This is a genomic window from Gloeomargarita sp. SRBZ-1_bins_9 (assembly GCA_039794565.1).
Classification (GTDB): Bacteria; Cyanobacteriota; Cyanobacteriia; order Gloeomargaritales; family Gloeomargaritaceae; genus Gloeomargarita.
Genome location: JAUQVX010000001.1, coordinates 168654 through 182360, shown reverse-complemented (window position 1 = coordinate 182360; position 13707 = coordinate 168654). Strand labels below are relative to the sequence as shown.

The 13707-nt window shown below is 60.7% G+C and carries 18 protein-coding genes; 7 read left to right on the top strand and 11 right to left on the bottom strand.

Going from position 1 to position 13707, the window contains the following annotated elements; genetic code table 11:
* Nucleotides 1-154: 154 nt before the first annotated feature.
* A complete protein-coding gene (locus Q6L55_01015) occupies nt 155-1552 on the bottom strand; it encodes a TldD/PmbA family protein (protein MEN9257297.1) in 1398 nt (465 codons plus the stop codon).
* A 36-nt stretch (nt 1553-1588) separates the two neighbouring features.
* Between Q6L55_01015 and Q6L55_01010 the strand changes: the two genes are divergently transcribed.
* Entirely contained in the window at nt 1589-2026 is a 438-nt protein-coding gene (locus tag Q6L55_01010) for an Rrf2 family transcriptional regulator (protein MEN9257296.1), read from the top strand.
* On the opposite strand, the gene xth is transcribed toward Q6L55_01010, so the two are convergent.
* Nucleotides 2016-2813 carry an exodeoxyribonuclease III gene (gene xth / locus Q6L55_01005; GenBank protein MEN9257295.1) on the bottom strand — a complete coding sequence of 266 codons (798 nt, stop codon included), beginning with the start codon at nt 2811-2813 and terminating at the stop codon, nt 2016-2018. The genes Q6L55_01010 and xth overlap by 11 nt on opposite strands.
* An 82-nt stretch (nt 2814-2895) precedes the next feature.
* Between xth and Q6L55_01000 the strand changes: the two genes are divergently transcribed.
* Nucleotides 2896-3669 carry a slipin family protein gene (locus Q6L55_01000; GenBank protein MEN9257294.1) on the top strand — a complete coding sequence of 258 codons (774 nt, stop codon included), beginning with the start codon at nt 2896-2898 and terminating at the stop codon, nt 3667-3669.
* Here the strand turns inward: Q6L55_01000 and Q6L55_00995 are convergent.
* From Q6L55_00995 to psbN, 3 genes are read right to left on the bottom strand one after another with little or no spacing between them, the layout of a single operon-like run.
* Nucleotides 3644-4084 (bottom strand): pentapeptide repeat-containing protein, encoded by a 441-nt coding sequence (locus Q6L55_00995; GenBank protein MEN9257293.1) that lies wholly within the window; start codon nt 4082-4084, stop codon nt 3644-3646. The two genes, Q6L55_01000 and Q6L55_00995, sit on opposite strands and share 26 nt — an antisense overlap.
* Nucleotides 4085-4139: 55 nt before the next feature.
* Complete coding sequence (locus Q6L55_00990; GenBank protein MEN9257292.1) at nt 4140-5273, bottom strand: cob(I)yrinic acid a,c-diamide adenosyltransferase; 1134 nt, start codon at nt 5271-5273, stop codon at nt 4140-4142.
* A gap of 39 nt (nt 5274-5312) precedes the next feature.
* Nucleotides 5313-5444, bottom strand: coding sequence for a photosystem II reaction center protein PsbN (psbN, locus tag Q6L55_00985; GenBank protein ID MEN9257291.1), 132 nt, complete (start codon nt 5442-5444; stop codon nt 5313-5315).
* A gap of 71 nt (nt 5445-5515) precedes the next feature.
* On the opposite strand from psbN, the gene psbH reads away from it, so the two are divergent.
* Both psbH and Q6L55_00975 read left to right on the top strand, forming a co-directional pair.
* On the top strand, nt 5516-5710 hold the full coding sequence (gene psbH, locus Q6L55_00980) for a photosystem II reaction center protein PsbH (protein ID MEN9257290.1): 195 nt from the start codon (nt 5516-5518) through the stop codon (nt 5708-5710).
* A 49-nt stretch (nt 5711-5759) separates the two neighbouring features.
* A complete protein-coding gene (locus tag Q6L55_00975) occupies nt 5760-5963 on the top strand; it encodes a TatA/E family twin arginine-targeting protein translocase (GenBank protein ID MEN9257289.1) in 204 nt (67 codons plus the stop codon).
* On the opposite strand, the gene Q6L55_00970 is transcribed toward Q6L55_00975, so the two are convergent.
* Together Q6L55_00970 and Q6L55_00965 are read right to left on the bottom strand one after the other, a co-directional pair.
* Nucleotides 5960-7606: a bifunctional metallophosphatase/5'-nucleotidase gene (locus Q6L55_00970; GenBank protein ID MEN9257288.1), complete on the bottom strand. Its 1647-nt coding sequence runs from the start codon at nt 7604-7606 to the stop codon at nt 5960-5962. The genes Q6L55_00975 and Q6L55_00970 overlap by 4 nt on opposite strands.
* 54 nt (nt 7607-7660) lie before the next feature.
* Nucleotides 7661-8122 (bottom strand): EVE domain-containing protein, encoded by a 462-nt coding sequence (locus Q6L55_00965; protein ID MEN9257287.1) that lies wholly within the window; start codon nt 8120-8122, stop codon nt 7661-7663.
* A 60-nt stretch (nt 8123-8182) separates the two neighbouring features.
* On the opposite strand from Q6L55_00965, the gene lipA reads away from it, so the two are divergent.
* Nucleotides 8183-9070, top strand: coding sequence for a lipoyl synthase (gene lipA, locus Q6L55_00960; protein MEN9257286.1), 888 nt, complete (start codon nt 8183-8185; stop codon nt 9068-9070).
* A 36-nt stretch (nt 9071-9106) separates the two neighbouring features.
* Nucleotides 9107-9541 (top strand): nucleoside deaminase, encoded by a 435-nt coding sequence (locus tag Q6L55_00955; GenBank protein ID MEN9257285.1) that lies wholly within the window; start codon nt 9107-9109, stop codon nt 9539-9541.
* 63 nt (nt 9542-9604) lie between these two features.
* On the opposite strand, the gene Q6L55_00950 is transcribed toward Q6L55_00955, so the two are convergent.
* From Q6L55_00950 to Q6L55_00940, 3 genes are all read right to left on the bottom strand, one after another.
* On the bottom strand, nt 9605-10141 hold the full coding sequence (locus Q6L55_00950; GenBank protein ID MEN9257284.1) for a fasciclin domain-containing protein: 537 nt from the start codon (nt 10139-10141) through the stop codon (nt 9605-9607).
* Between the two features lie 87 nt (nt 10142-10228).
* Entirely contained in the window at nt 10229-10579 is a 351-nt protein-coding gene (locus Q6L55_00945) for a carboxymuconolactone decarboxylase family protein (protein ID MEN9257283.1), read from the bottom strand.
* Nucleotides 10580-10590: 11 nt separating this feature from the next.
* Nucleotides 10591-11178, bottom strand: coding sequence for a 4Fe-4S single cluster domain-containing protein (locus tag Q6L55_00940; GenBank protein ID MEN9257282.1), 588 nt, complete (start codon nt 11176-11178; stop codon nt 10591-10593).
* Between the two features lie 168 nt (nt 11179-11346).
* On the opposite strand from Q6L55_00940, the gene Q6L55_00935 reads away from it, so the two are divergent.
* A complete protein-coding gene (locus Q6L55_00935) occupies nt 11347-12702 on the top strand; it encodes an Ig-like domain-containing protein (GenBank protein MEN9257281.1) in 1356 nt (451 codons plus the stop codon).
* A gap of 3 nt (nt 12703-12705) precedes the next feature.
* On the opposite strand, the gene Q6L55_00930 is transcribed toward Q6L55_00935, so the two are convergent.
* Entirely contained in the window at nt 12706-13692 is a 987-nt protein-coding gene (locus tag Q6L55_00930; protein ID MEN9257280.1) for a hypothetical protein, read from the bottom strand.
* Nucleotides 13693-13707 lie beyond the last annotated feature (15 nt).

Below are 13707 nucleotides of genomic sequence, written 5' to 3'. Positions count from 1 at the left end.
CGTTGCCGCAATGGAATTAAGCAGAGCTAAATCCCAGGGGGCGGAACCAAGTCCATCATAACCGGTCTTGTCAAGTCTGTCAGGGGGGTGTCCTTAGATATTTCGTTACGGTTGCCGGCGGTCAACACTGGTGGGGGTGGATAGGGTCGCTCCATCACGAACGCCCGCCAATGACCACATTTTTGATGCGCACATGGGGACCGCCCACGCTCACCGGTAGGGGGGACTGCCCCGCCTTGCCACAGCCGCCGTTGCGGTAAACCGTGTCGTTGCCGATGGCTTCGATGTCCTTCAGGGTTTGAAAGACGTTGCCGCTCAGGGTGACATCGCTCACGGGTTCCGCCAGTTGCCCCTTGCGGATCATAAACCCTTCGGCGGCGGTAAAGGTAAACAGTTCCCCGTTGGTCTGGCCCCCCAGCATCCGCACACAGTACACCCCCAGGTCAATGTCCTGCATCATCTCGGCCAAGGTATAGCGCCCTGGCTCGATCCCTGTGTTGGTCATGCGCACGATGGGGGGATAGGTCGCCGACAAGGCCCGAGCGTTGCCGGTGGGTTGCTCGGCCATCTTTCCCGCCGTCTCCCGGGAATGGAGCCGTTGGGTCAGTACCCCCTCGCGGATGAGGTATTTCCGTTGCCCCGGCACCCCCTCATCATCGTACTTCAGGGAACCCGGCAACCCAGGCAAGGTAGCGTCGTCCACCACGTTCAACTCGGGAATGGCCACCGGCCGCCCCAGTTGTAACAGCTCCTGCAAGCGGGGATTTTCATAGACGAAATCCGCCTCCGAGAGATGCCCAAACGCCTCGTGGATAAATACCCCCGCCAGGTAAGGGTCGAGGATCACCGTGTACTGTCCACCCCTGACCGGTTGCGCCTCCAGTTGTCGGATCGCCCGTTGGGCCGCTGCCCGCACCTGCTCGTCCAGGCCCATCATCACCCGGTAATCCGCGCGGGAATGGACCGATTCGTAGCCCTGGCGCACCACCAGTCCCTCCCCCCGGGCCACCACGCCAAACATCCCCGACACATCTAGACGTTCCTGAGCCAGGTTGGTACCGGTGGATGTCACCAAATAGGTCACCCCAAACCGCTCCCGGTAGCTGACGCTGGTGGTTTGGATGCGGGGGTCATAGCTCAGCAGCAGGTCGTTGTAGTGCCGGAGCAAGTCCCGTTTTTCCGCTAGGGGTACGGTGCGGGGGTCGCGGGCTATTTCCGCCCTGACATAATCCACCACCGGTGGGACCGGGGCCAGTTGGGTTTGTTCATGACCGATCAACCGGGCCTGTTCGACGGCCTCCTCCACCCGATCCGCCAGTTCCTCCAGGCCGTTGAATGTCACAAAACTCCACCCCCCCCGATAACAGGCCCGAATGCCCCCCGCCAAGGACAGCGCCCGGTCCACGGCGTCAAAACGGGGCCCCCGGAACCCTAACCGCAGGGATTCACTCTGTTCCAGGCGGATGTCCAGATAATCCACGCGGGAACTGTAGCGGGCCACCGTGTCCTGTAACTGGTCTTGGATGCGCGGCGGGGTTAGCGTCCTTGCCATGATGGGAAAAAAGAGAGCGTATTTCTTAGTGTAACGATGTTTCGCCTGTCCGTGCGGGGACAATACGCCCTGAAGGCGATGCTGGAATTGACGTTGGCGGCCTCCCGGCAACCCGTGTCCGTGCGCACCATCGCCCGGCGCCAGGGGATTCCCGCCCCCTTTTTGGAAAAGTTACTCCTGGAGCTGCGGCGCGCTGGCTTAGTGGTGGCCCAGCGGGGAGCGCAGGGGGGATACCGGTTAGCCCAGCCGCCGGAGACGATTCGTGTGCAGCAGATTCTGGCGGCCGTCGGCGAGCCCCTAAGCACCCCGGAATTCCCGGCCCACCAACCCACCGACTGGGTGACCCGCAGCCTCTGGCGACGCCTGAGCGAGCAATGCCAGCAGGCCCTGGCCCAATGCACCCTGGCCGACTTGTACTACGATGTGCGCAGCCGCATGGCCAGCGACAGCGAACCCTATCAGTTCATCGTGTAGGGGGCCAGTCCAGTTCCAGGATCACCGGCGTGTGGTCGCTGGGTTGCTGCCAGGTGCGGGGTTCCCGGTCAATCCAACAATTTTTCGCCCAGGGACGCAGGGTTTGGCTGATCAAGATGTGGTCAATCCGCCAGCCCTGGTTGCGGCGAAAGGCCCCGGCCCGGTAGTCCCACCAGGTAAAATGCCCCCCCTCTGGCCAAAACAACCGAAAACTGTCCTGGAAACTCAAGGCCAACACTTGCTGAAAGGCCGCCCGTTCCGCCGGTGAAGCCATGATGTGCTCCTGCTTGTCCCGGGGGTCGTAAATATCCAGATCGGTGGGGGCCACGTTCCAATCCCCGCATACGCACACCTGGGACGTGCGCAGCAACAACCGCTGTAAATACTGGTGCAGGGCCGCCAGCCAACGCAACTTGTAGTCGTACTTATCGCTGCCCACACTCTGGCCATTGGGCACATAGACATTCACAATCTCTAAGCCCTGAATCTGCACATGCAGGAACCGTTTTTGTTCATCCAACTGGCCAACCCATTCTGGACCCAACAGGGGCGCAAAACCCACCGAAACCCGCTCTGGAGGAATGCGGGTCAGGACCGCCACCCCGTTATAGGCCTTTTGCCCGGCCACCACGCAGGTATACCCCGGAAACGCCTCCCTGGGAAACTGGTCATCCGGGACCTTGGTCTCCTGCAAACACAGCACCTCCACCGGATGTCGGGCCAACCAACTTTGGATATGGGGCAAACGGGTGCGCACCGAATTGACATTCCAAGTGGCGATCCGCATAGACCTCACCCTGCCCGGACCAGCCGTAGTATAGCAAGGGGCAATTAAACTAGAAGTGCCGGGTTACTGCCAGGAGATAGCCATGCCCTGGGGCGCAACGGTCGTTTTGGTCATCCTCGCCCTCCTGTTATCGGGCTTCAAACTAGACCGGGAGTACCAACGGGGGGTGATTTTTCGCCTAGGACGCCTGCACAGCATTCGCGGGCCGGGGTTGTACTGGACCATCCCCTTTTTGGAGCAAAAAGTCCAGGTGGATATGCGCACCCGCACCGTGGACGTTCAACCCCAAGAGACCGTCACCGCCGACAGCGTCACCATTCGGGTCAACGCCGTGCTCTACTACCGGGTGATTGACCCCGCCAAGGCCATCAACCGCGTCGAGGACTACCACCAGGCCGTGTATCTGGCCGCCCAAACCACCCTGCGCAACGTAGTCGGCCAAAACCTGCTCGACGACGTACTGAAAAACCGGGACCAGGTGAACCTGCGCATCCGGGAGATTGTAGACGAGATCACCGCACCCTGGGGCATCGACATCGAACGGGTGGAAATGCGGGACGTGGAAATTCCCCCCTCCATGCAGCGGGCCATGGCCAAGGAAGCCGAAGCGGTACGGGAAAAACGCGCCCGGTTGATCAAGGCCGCCGCCGAACAGGAAGCGTCTTTACAACTGGCTAGCGCCGCCAAGGAAATTGCTCAAAACCCGGCTGCCCTCGAACTGCGCCGCCTACAAATGCTCACAGAAATCGGCGCCGAAAACAATACCACTACCATCATCATGGTGCCGTCGGATTGGGTGAACCTGGCCCAGCGCTGGGTCAATTCACCGCCTAACGCCGAGGTAGGGGCACCGTAATTTGCCGTAGGGTAGCACTCCCGCGTCCCCGGCGCCCTTCCAGTTCCGTCCCCCGCAGGTTGGCTCCCTCTAAATTGGCCCCCCGCAAGTCCGCCCCCTCCAGATTGGCGTAGCTCAAATTGGCCCCTCGCAAATCCGCGTTCCGCAGGTCCGTGTTCCGCAAATCCGCCCCCACCAGTTCCGCACCCCGGAGGTTTGCCCGCGTCAAATCCGACCCCTGCAGGTTGGCATTGTTCAGCCGCGCTCCCCGCAAATCCGCCCCCCGCAGGTCACAGTTCGTACAGGTTTTGGTGTTCAATAACTGCCGTACCTGGACCGCATCCTCCGCCTGAACCGGTACCGTGACCAGCCCGACCACCGCCGCCACCAAGAGGCCATTGAGGAACTTCATAAAAAACTCCTGGACAAACGCCACAACTCCATTCCTCTATTTTTTGGCAAAAAGCGCCCCGCCGCTGTGATCTGTATCGCTAGTAGTCCACCCCCCGTTTCAAATCCACCCCCCGGTCGGCGTAATGCTTGTGGTTGACCATCTCCGAATGGACGCTGGCTAAGTCAAAGTAGCGGGGCAATTGCCGACAACGCCCGGTGATGATCACCTCCGTATGCTGGGGTTTGCGCAACAGGGTCTGGATGATGGGTTCCTGGGGCAGGAGTTCCAAGTCCACCGTCGGGTTCAGCTCATCTAGGATGATGGTTTTGTACAGCCCGGAAAGAATCGCCGCCTGGGCAATTTCCCAGCCCCGTTCCGCCTCTACGTAATCCAACTCTTGCCGGTCCTTCCACCAAACAATGGCATCCCGGCCACAGCGTTGGTGGTCCACCAGATTGGGATAGCTGTGCTGTAGGGCCTGAATCGCTGCGTCCTCCGTGTAACCGGTGCCCCCCTTGAGCCATTGCAGGATCAACACCCGGTGGGACAAGTCCAAGCGAATCCCCCGCCCAATGGCCTGCAGAGCTTTTCCCAGGGCGCTGGTGGATTTCCCCTTGCCCGAGCCCGTATAAATCTCGATCCCGGTAATGCCGTACTTTTCGGCGGTGGGGTGATGGTGGGGCCGCATTTCCGAGTGCAGATCGGCAATTTCAAGCAACTCCTTGGGGGCGGCCCGGCCCGTGGCAATGATCTCTAGAGGTTCCGGTTTTTTGGCCAGGGTTTCCACCACCTCCTCAACCGGCAGCAAACCCAAATCCAGCACCGGATTGATTTCATCCAGCACGATTACCGAGTACAACTCAGAAAGAATGGCCCCCTTGGCGATGTGCCAGCCCCGTTCCGCCTCCAACCGGTCAAAGGGCGTAATCTCATCGGGACCAAAGTATTCCGCCCGCCCCGTGCGCACCTGGTCAATCAGGTGGGGAAAGGCCTGCTCCAGCGCCTCGATGGCCCCATCCTCGTCATAGACTCGCCCTGGCCCTTTGAGAAAGCGCAACAGCAGCACCCGGTTCTGCTTGCCCGTGTTGATGCCCAAACCAATCGAGCGCAGGACCACCCCCAAGGCCGCCTGGGACTTGCCCTTGCCGAGACCGTCATAAACGTGAATTTGGCCAACGGGTCGTTCCTGCCGCCGCTGGGCCGTGACGATGCCTATCCCCGTGCGTCCCATGACCATTTCCCCCAGGGGGGTCACTTCTATTGTAGGGGGCTAGTCCTCGTGGTCCTCAAAGGGGTCGTCCAGCACCCGCGACGGCGGCCCAAAGGCCACATAAATCGCGTAGGCCGTAATGCCGATCACCAGCGCCGCCAGGGAAGTGATAAAAACTGTTGCAGATTCCATAGAAGGCGATCCGTCTAGCAAAAGGTGCTCCTATAATGTTACAGGAGATTAACGATGGACGGGTCAATCCTATGGCAATGCGGACTTGGTTGGGGGACTTGTTGCGCCCGCTCAATTCGGAGTACGGGAAGGTAGCACCGGGTTGGGGAACCACGCCTTTGATGGCAGTGTTTATGCTGTTGTTTTTCCTGTTTTTGCTGATCATCCTGCAGATTTATAACTCCTCCATTCTGCTGGATAGCTTCAAGGTGGATTGGGCCGGTTAAGCGTTGATGGGGGTTGGCAGGGGCGCTGACCCCCCCTGGAGGCGTAACGATGAACATCTTTGGGATGGGGTTGCCGGAGCTGGGGGTGATTGCGATTGTGGCTTTGCTCATCTTTGGCCCCCGCAAGCTGCCGGAAATCGGTCGTAGCTTGGGCAAGACGGTCAAGAGCTTTCAGCAGGCCGCCCGGGAATTTGAAGAGGAGTTCAAACGGGAAGCCAGCGCCTTGGAAAGCGGTGAGGATAAAAGCGGTTAGTTGGTGATACGGCCTAGGGCCGGGGGACTGACGGGGGAGTGGGTGCGGAAATAGGCCTCCAAAGCGGCCAGGTCCTGGATGCCCACGACTCGGTCCTGCCCCTGTCGTAGGATGCTAAATCCATCGCCGCCGTCGGCCAAAAAGCTGTTGACGGTCACTCGGTAGGTTTGGGTTGGTTCCAGGGGCTGGCCGTGCAGGGTGAGGTCCACCACGCGCTGGCCGGGGGGGGCGTCCGGTCGCCAGCGGTAACGCAAGCCCTGGGAGACCTGGAGTATGCGGTTTTGCCCCGGCGATGGGTTGTCGAACTGCTGCTCCAGTAGGGTTTTGATTTGCGCCCCGGTGAGGGTCAGGGTCACCAGGTAATTACCAAAGGGCTGTACATTAAAGGCTTGACCATAGGTGACCTGGCCCCCTTCCCCGTAGAGTAAATCGGCGCGGATGCCCCCCGGATTCATCAGGGCGATGACGGCTCCTCCCTGGTCAGGGCCTTGGGTGGCGGCCAGTTGGGCATCGGCGATGAGGTTGCCTAAAGGCATTTCCCCGCTAGGGCTGGGGCGGCGCAGAATATCGGCGGTGATCTGCCCAATCACCCGGTTGGCCAGGGGTTCGGCAATGACTCGGTACTTGTCGATCAAACGGGTCAAGGCAGGCGCCGGGGGAACGTCGCGGGTGACGATATGGTTCTGGGCCTGGACGGAACGGACATCGCCGCTGCGTCGGTCCAGTTGCAGTTCTATCGCTGTCAATAGCCGGCCAAAGGCGTCGGCGCTAGTGACCACCCGTCCATCCACCAGGCAGTTGTAGGCGCGATGGGTGTGCCCGGTGATAAAAACGTCTACTTCCCGGTCGGTACGGCGCACGATGTCCACAATGGGGCCGGTGAGATTTGGGCACTCGTTATGGCCGCCGGTGGTGAAGCCGCCCTCATGGACCAGGGCTAGGATGGCCCGTACACCCTGCCTACGCAGCACCGGCACCAGGGCATTGAGGGTGTCGGCTTCGTCGCGAAACTCCAATCCGGCCACGTTTTGGGGAGCAACGATCTGGGGTGTGCCCTTGAGCACCAGACCCACCAAGGCCACCTTTACCCCGGCAAACTGGTAAATCCGGTAGGGGGGCAGCAGGGGGCGCCCGGTGGTCGCATCGATCACATTGGCGGCCAGGTAGGAAAATCGCGCACCCGGAAAGGTCTCACCAGTGGGGCAGCCCTCGCCGGGATGACACCCCCCTTTTTGCAGGCGCAACAGCTCCGCCACCCCCCGGTCGAATTCGTGATTGCCCACGGCGCTAGCGTCCAATCCCATGGCGTTGAGGGCTTCAATCGTCGGTTCGTCATGGAACAGGGCCGATAACAAGGGGGTGGCGCCGATGTTATCCCCGGCGGAGACAAAAAGGGTGTGCCGGTGCCCCTGTCGCCAGCGCCGGACATGGGTAGCTAGATAGGCTGCGCCCCCCGCCGGTAGCCGTTGCCCATCGGCTAAAGCGAGGGTTAAACCGTCTGGCTCCAGACGCCCGTGGAAATCGTTGATGGCGATGAGCTGCACCGTGACGGTTGGTCTCTGGGCCAAGGCCGGGATAAACCCCAGGTGGGCCACCACCGCAACGGCCACCGCCAGCAGTATCAACCGCAGCCAACGACCCATTGGTCCCTTGCTCTGCTCCCCCCCCACCACCACCCATATCTTAGGGAAACAGGACTATAAACGCAATCCTGTGCGGGCGGCGATGTCCTGGGCGATGGGGGAAGGGACCGGCAGCACCGATAACCGGTTACCCGGGCGCAGGAGGAGAAATTCCTGGGGGTTATAGAGCACACGCAATTGCGCCAGGGTCAAGGGGGTGACACAGGTTTGCAGATATTGCACCTCCACGGTCCACCAGCGGGGATGGTCAGGGGAGGCCTGGGGGTCGTAATAGGGGCTGTGGGGGTCAAATTGGCTGGGGTCCACCACATGAGTTTGCGTAATTTCCATCAGCCCAACGATGGCCGGCGGATGGGCGTTGGAATGATAGAAAAAGGCTCGTTCCCCCACCTGCATCTGGCGTAGAAAATTGCGGGCCTGGTAATTGCGCACCCCATCCCAGAGCGTGCGTTGCTCCCGCGCCAAATCAGCAATGCTGTACACCTGGGGTTCGGATTTCAGCAACCAATACCTCATGGGGGATGCCTGTCCTGTGGCCCTCACACCCCTAGCTTATCCTTTGCTACAGTGGAATCCATGACCCAAACCCCTACACGCCCCCGCAAACCCGATTGGCTGCGCACGCCCCTGGGACAGGGACCGGTCTTTGGTCAGGTCAAACATCTGCTGCGGGATTTGCGGCTCAATACGGTCTGTGAAGAAGCCTCCTGCCCCAATATCGGCGAATGTTTTAGCCAGGGCACGGCGACGTTTTTGATCCTGGGTCCGGCCTGCACCCGCGCCTGTCCCTACTGTGATATTGAGTTTGTGAAAAAACCCCCACCCCCGGACCCGGAGGAACCGGCTCGGCTGGCGGAAGCGGTGCGGCGATTGGGCCTGCGCCATGTGGTGATTACCTCGGTAAACCGGGACGACCTACCGGATGGGGGCGCCCAACAATTTGCCAACTGCATTCACAAGGTTCGGGAAGTCTGCCCCGGTACGACCATTGAAGTGCTTATTCCCGATTTATGTGGCAACTGGGAGGCCCTGGCGGTGATCCTGGCGGCCCAACCGGAGGTGCTCAACCACAACACGGAAACGGTGCCCCGTCTTTACCGGCGTGTGCGTCCCCAGGGGGATTACCACCGTAGTCTGATGCTGTTGCGCCACGCCCGACAACTGCACCCCCGCGTTTACACCAAGTCGGGTCTGATGGTGGGGTTGGGGGAAACTTGGGAGGAGGTCCTTCAGGTGATGCAGGATTTACGGGAGGTGGACTGCGACATTCTCACCCTGGGGCAATACCTGCAACCGAGTCCTAAGCATTTACCGGTGGCCCGCTATGTCCATCCGGAGGAATTTGCTGAATGGCGGCGCATTGGGGAACAAATGGGCTTTTTGCAGGTGGTGGCCTCCCCCTTGACCCGCAGTTCTTACCATGCCGCTGAAGTGCAGCACCTGATGCAGCGTTATCCCCGCTAGCTGGGTATAATGCCGGGGACAGGTCCAAGAGGGGCTATGGACGCATTCATGCAGGCAGCTATTGAACAGGCGCGCTTGGGTTTGGCCGAAGGGGGGATTCCCATCGGGTCGGTATTGGTCAAGGCCGGACAAATCGTAGGTGCGGGGCGTAACCGGCGGGTCCAGGACAATGACCCCATTACCCATGCGGAAATTGATTGTCTACGGCGGGCTGGTCGCATCGGTTCCTATCGGGATACGACTTTGTACTCAACCCTCATGCCCTGCTACTTATGCGCCGGGGCGGTGGTGCAGTTTGGCATTCGCCGGGTAATTGTGGGGGAATCCCGCACATTTCCTGGGGCAAGGGAATGGATGGAACAGCACGGCGTAGAAGTGATTGATCTGGACCTGGCCGAGTGCCGGCATTTGCTCCAGGAATTTATCCAACGTCACCCTGACCTGTGGTACGAAGACATCGGGCAGTTGTAAAGGCAGGACAGGCCCAGGAATAGCGAGAGTCGCCAAGACCTGCCCTTGCCCAAGCAACCGCGGTTAGTTTTTCGGCAGCACCACCTGGTCAATCACGTGAATCACCCCATTACTGGCCGGGATATCCGCCTGGAGAATACGGGCGTTGTCCACCTGGGGCTGCTCCGTGAGACTTACTGTAAGGGATTGTCCCTGCACGGTTTTCAGGGGACCCGCCTTCAGGTCCTTAGAGGTGACCCGGCCCGGCACCACGTGATAGGTCAAGACTGCCCGCAGTTTTTCCCGGTTTTCCGGCTTGAGCAGGTTTTCTAGGGTTCCCGGCGGCAGGGCGGCAAAGGCGTCATCCGTGGGCGCAAACACCGTAAACGGCCCCGGACCGGACAAGACATCCACCAGTCCTGCGGCCTGCACCGCCTGCACCAAGGTCTTGAACTGACCCGCCTGCTGGGCTACCTGCACGATGTTGCCTTGGGTGGCCGCCTGCTGTCCCGGCGTTCCCGCGGCCAAGCGAGGTCCACAGGTCCCCCTGGCCATCACCGGCGCCACCGGTCCCAACGCCAACCCCAGCACAACCCCTAACCAAGCAGATGACTTCACCATCAATGGTACCTCCCACGCTGTTAACGAATGTGTAGATTCGTCTAGTTTTATTACGGCCTTGGGGAGGTGGTGGTTTGGGGCCAGTAGTCAAGTGGGGGACGGGGGTTGCAATTCCGCCAGGGCGTCTAGGGCGTGGGCCGCATACATCAGCGCCGGTCCGCCCCCCATCAGTACGGCTACCCCCAGGGCTTCCATGATTTCTTGGGGGGTTGCTCCAGCCTGTAAAACGGCGCGGGTGTGGAAGCCGATGCAACCATCGCAGCGCAACGCCACGGCAATGGCCAGGGCAATCAGTTCCTTGGTTTTGGTGTCTAGAGCGCCGGGGGTGGTGGCTGCCCGGCTCAGGGCGTAAAAGCCCTTCATGGTGTCGGGAATCGCCTGGGACAGTTGCGCCGTGCCCTGTTTAATGCGGTCCATTTCCTGCTGAAACGTACCCATAGCTCCCTCCATTAGGTTTCTAGGAATTGGCCCAAAAAGCCGGTGAAAATGCGGGTACCGTCCTTGAGGATATGCACTTCCGCTTGGTTACTGGCCCAGTTCAGCCGGTCCCGTAGCGCCGGATTGAATACGTGCACCCGTTGGTTGCGGGAGGAGACCAGGGAATGGGGGTCGTTCACCGCCAGGGACGCCACGTAGGGACCGTCCACCAAAATATCCAATTGGGCCAGTAAATCTGCTGAGCCAGCCGGGGCCTGGGGACCCTGCAACTCCGCCAGGGTGTAGCCGCTAAAGGACATGACATTGCGCCCGGCTGCCTTCACCGCCCGCGCCACTGCCGCCAGGGCCACCGCCTGGAGAAACGGCTCGCCCCCAGAAAAGGTCACTCCCTCCTCGTCCGGGTCCGCCAGAATCCAGTCCACCAGCTCCGGAATCGGTACCAGTTCCCGCATTTCCCACGCCCAGGATTGGGGGTTAAAGCAGCCTGGGCAAGCCCGGTAGCACCCCTGTACCCAAACCACTGCCCGGCGGCCCGGCCCGTTGACCTCGGAACCGTGCACCCGCCCCATGAGATTGACGTAACCTGCGGGGATGTCCATCGTTTTGGCCGTACTCGTTCCTTTCCACCCTAGCAACCCCACCCAGCCAGTCGCTGTGTTCTTGACGATTGCTTAATGCCTAACGGCAGAGGCAGATGCTACCTTGCTCATCCCCAGGGGCGGGAATGTTAGAGTGATCCACCAGAAAAGCCGATCGGGACGCTAGTCATGCTCAAACAGCCTTTGGACCGGGCGGTGGTGACGGTTTTGGTCCTCCTGGCCCTGGTGACCCTGGTGCTTTTGGGGGGAGGCGATCGGTCCCGACCCCGGGTGCAGCAGTTTTCTTGGCAGGAACGGGTGGTGGGGGCGCAGGACCAGGCCTTTATTGTGACGTTTAATCGCCCGATGGATACCCGCACGGTGGAACAGGGGATACGGATCACGCCGACGCTGCGGGGCAAGGTGAGTTGGGCGGGACGGCGTATGGCCTACACACTGGTGGAACCGGCACCCTATGGGCAGGAATACCGGCTGGAGGTCCGAGGTGCGAAGGATAAGTATGGCCGCGGGCGGGTGATGGAACCCTTTACCGGACGGTTTCGCACGCGGGACCAGGCATTTATCTATGTGGGGACCCAAGGGGAGGAGACGGGACGTCTGGTGTTGCATAACTTGAGCCAGGGCACCCACCGGGTATTGACGCCGCCGGATTTGGTGGTGTTGGATGCCCAACCCTTGCCCCAGGCGGACCGGGTGGTGTTCAGCGCCCAAAGACGGGATGACCCGGCGGTGGAAATTTATACGGTGACCACGGGTTTGCAGTATGCCACCCCGGAGGGTACGCCCCCCCGCCGCGAGGCCGGTCAGGTGGCCCTCCTGTTGCCCAGTGAGGGGTTTCAAAATCTGAAATTTGATGTATCCCCCGATGGTCAAAAATTGGTGGTGGCCCGGGCCAGTTTATCCAATTCCGCCCAGTCGGGATTGTGGCAGGTGAATTTGCGGGGACAACGACGGGCCTTGCAGGTGGATTTGGGGGGTGATTTTCGGGTGACGCCGGATGGCCAAAACCTGGTGATGGCTAAGGGGGAGGGTTTGGCCCTACTGCCATTGCAACCGGAGGCGGAGCCGTTGGAGTTTTTGCCCAAATTCGGTCAGTTATTGGAGTTTGACCAGCGCGGTACGCAGGCGCTGATGGTGAAGTTCAACAGCGATTTCACCCGGTCGTTGTTCGTGGTGGGGGAAAGGGGTGAGCAGGAGTTGTTGCGGTTACGGGGTTCGATTTTGAGCGCCTGTTTTGACCCCCGGCGGCCTTGGGTGTATGTGCTGGCCACCGAAGCAGGCGAGGTCACCCATTTCCAGGAGTTACCTTACCTGGCGGCGATTGTGCTCCCGACCAAACAAATCCAGACGCTGGTGCAGTTTGCAGACCCGGCACCGCCCTCCATGGCCCTGGCCCCAGATGGACGTAGTCTGTTGCTGGAAACCAACGGACGCCTGTGGCGGTTAGCCCTGGGGGACCACCCGGTGGGGCAAAAACCGGAGGACTTGGGGCTATGGGGACGCCAGCCGCATTGGTTGCCCTGAGAACTAGCGCACCCAGCGGGGCATGACCTCGGCGCAGGTGAACAACCCGTAATGTCCCTGTTGGTGGAGCTGCCAACCCGCCTGGAGGTAACCCAACGCCGGACCGCAGACATTGGCGGCCATGCTGGTTTCGTCCCCTAGGGTGAAGGTGTGGGTAGAGATTTTCCCCTCAAACGTGCGGCCCGTGATCTTCACGTGAGTGCTGATGGGCTTGCGGGGGTTGCGGGTATCCACAATGCCACCGACGGTTACCCGCTCCCGGGGGCAGATGCCGGCCCATTCCAGGATCACATCATCGGCGTGCTCCATATTTTCCAGGTGCAACTTACCGTCGGTTTGGTCCAGCAGGGCGTTGATTTCCGCGTCGGTCATGGCCTGGGCTTTGGCCACGTCGTAGCCGGGTAAATGGGCAATGTCCTCACGAATGGTGGCCCGATAGGCTTCCCAGTTGGCAATGCCCACCCCGAAGCGAATGTCCACCGCCAGGATTTCTTCATAGCTGTGGGCCGCCAAAGCTGCCGCTGCGGTTAATAACCCTGGTGTGGCACCACAACCCGTTAAGTAGGTAATACCCCCGGCTTGTAAATCCTTGTGCAATTGGCGCAGGTATTCCACCGCACGGGTGCGTTTGAGGGCATCCACCAGGACCCCCCGCCACCCTTGGGCCAAAAACCGCCGCACCACCTCGGCCATAAAGGTGTTGGGCAAATTGGGCAGGGCGAGAAAGTAGGCTTGAACACCGGGTTGGGCCATCAGATCGCCGAGACTATCTTCGCTGATCACGCCCCCCGGCTCCAGGTAGCCCACTGACCCCCGCTCGCGATAGACCTTTTGGCAGTGGGCCGGGGATAAACCTGCCGGATTCAGGGCATAGCCCTTGCGGTCGGCCACCGCCACCCAACGCACCTGTTGTCGCCGGGACACCAACTGCCCCATTGCCTGGCCCAAACCGCCGTATCCCAAAATTCCTAACGCCAAAGGTTCCGTCATGGCCGTCGTGTGCAT

Excerpts from the sequence above, each read along its gene's own strand:
- Q6L55_00955 (MEN9257285.1), top strand. The coding sequence starts at position 9,107 with ATGGACGCATTCATGCAGGCAGCTATTGAACAGGCGCGCTTGGGTTTG.
- Q6L55_00990 (MEN9257292.1), bottom strand. The coding sequence starts at position 5,273 with ATGGGACGCACGGGGATAGGCATCGTCACGGCCCAGCGGCGGCAGGAA.
- Q6L55_00940 (MEN9257282.1), bottom strand. The coding sequence starts at position 11,178 with ATGGACATCCCCGCAGGTTACGTCAATCTCATGGGGCGGGTGCACGGT.
- Q6L55_00930 (MEN9257280.1), bottom strand. The coding sequence starts at position 13,692 with ATGACGGAACCTTTGGCGTTAGGAATTTTGGGATACGGCGGTTTGGGC.
- Q6L55_00945 (MEN9257283.1), bottom strand. The coding sequence starts at position 10,579 with ATGGGTACGTTTCAGCAGGAAATGGACCGCATTAAACAGGGCACGGCG.
- psbN (MEN9257291.1), bottom strand. The coding sequence starts at position 5,444 with ATGGAATCTGCAACAGTTTTTATCACTTCCCTGGCGGCGCTGGTGATC.
- Q6L55_01010 (MEN9257296.1), top strand. The coding sequence starts at position 1,589 with ATGTTTCGCCTGTCCGTGCGGGGACAATACGCCCTGAAGGCGATGCTG.
- Q6L55_01015 (MEN9257297.1), bottom strand. The coding sequence starts at position 1,552 with ATGGCAAGGACGCTAACCCCGCCGCGCATCCAAGACCAGTTACAGGAC.
- Q6L55_00975 (MEN9257289.1), top strand. The coding sequence starts at position 5,760 with ATGAACATCTTTGGGATGGGGTTGCCGGAGCTGGGGGTGATTGCGATT.
- Q6L55_00965 (MEN9257287.1), bottom strand. The coding sequence starts at position 8,122 with ATGAGGTATTGGTTGCTGAAATCCGAACCCCAGGTGTACAGCATTGCT.
- psbH (MEN9257290.1), top strand. The coding sequence starts at position 5,516 with ATGGCAATGCGGACTTGGTTGGGGGACTTGTTGCGCCCGCTCAATTCG.
- Q6L55_00970 (MEN9257288.1), bottom strand. The coding sequence starts at position 7,606 with ATGGGTCGTTGGCTGCGGTTGATACTGCTGGCGGTGGCCGTTGCGGTG.
- lipA (MEN9257286.1), top strand. The coding sequence starts at position 8,183 with ATGACCCAAACCCCTACACGCCCCCGCAAACCCGATTGGCTGCGCACG.
- xth (MEN9257295.1), bottom strand. The coding sequence starts at position 2,813 with ATGCGGATCGCCACTTGGAATGTCAATTCGGTGCGCACCCGTTTGCCC.
- Q6L55_00935 (MEN9257281.1), top strand. The coding sequence starts at position 11,347 with ATGCTCAAACAGCCTTTGGACCGGGCGGTGGTGACGGTTTTGGTCCTC.
- Q6L55_01000 (MEN9257294.1), top strand. The coding sequence starts at position 2,896 with ATGCCCTGGGGCGCAACGGTCGTTTTGGTCATCCTCGCCCTCCTGTTA.
- Q6L55_00950 (MEN9257284.1), bottom strand. The coding sequence starts at position 10,141 with ATGGTGAAGTCATCTGCTTGGTTAGGGGTTGTGCTGGGGTTGGCGTTG.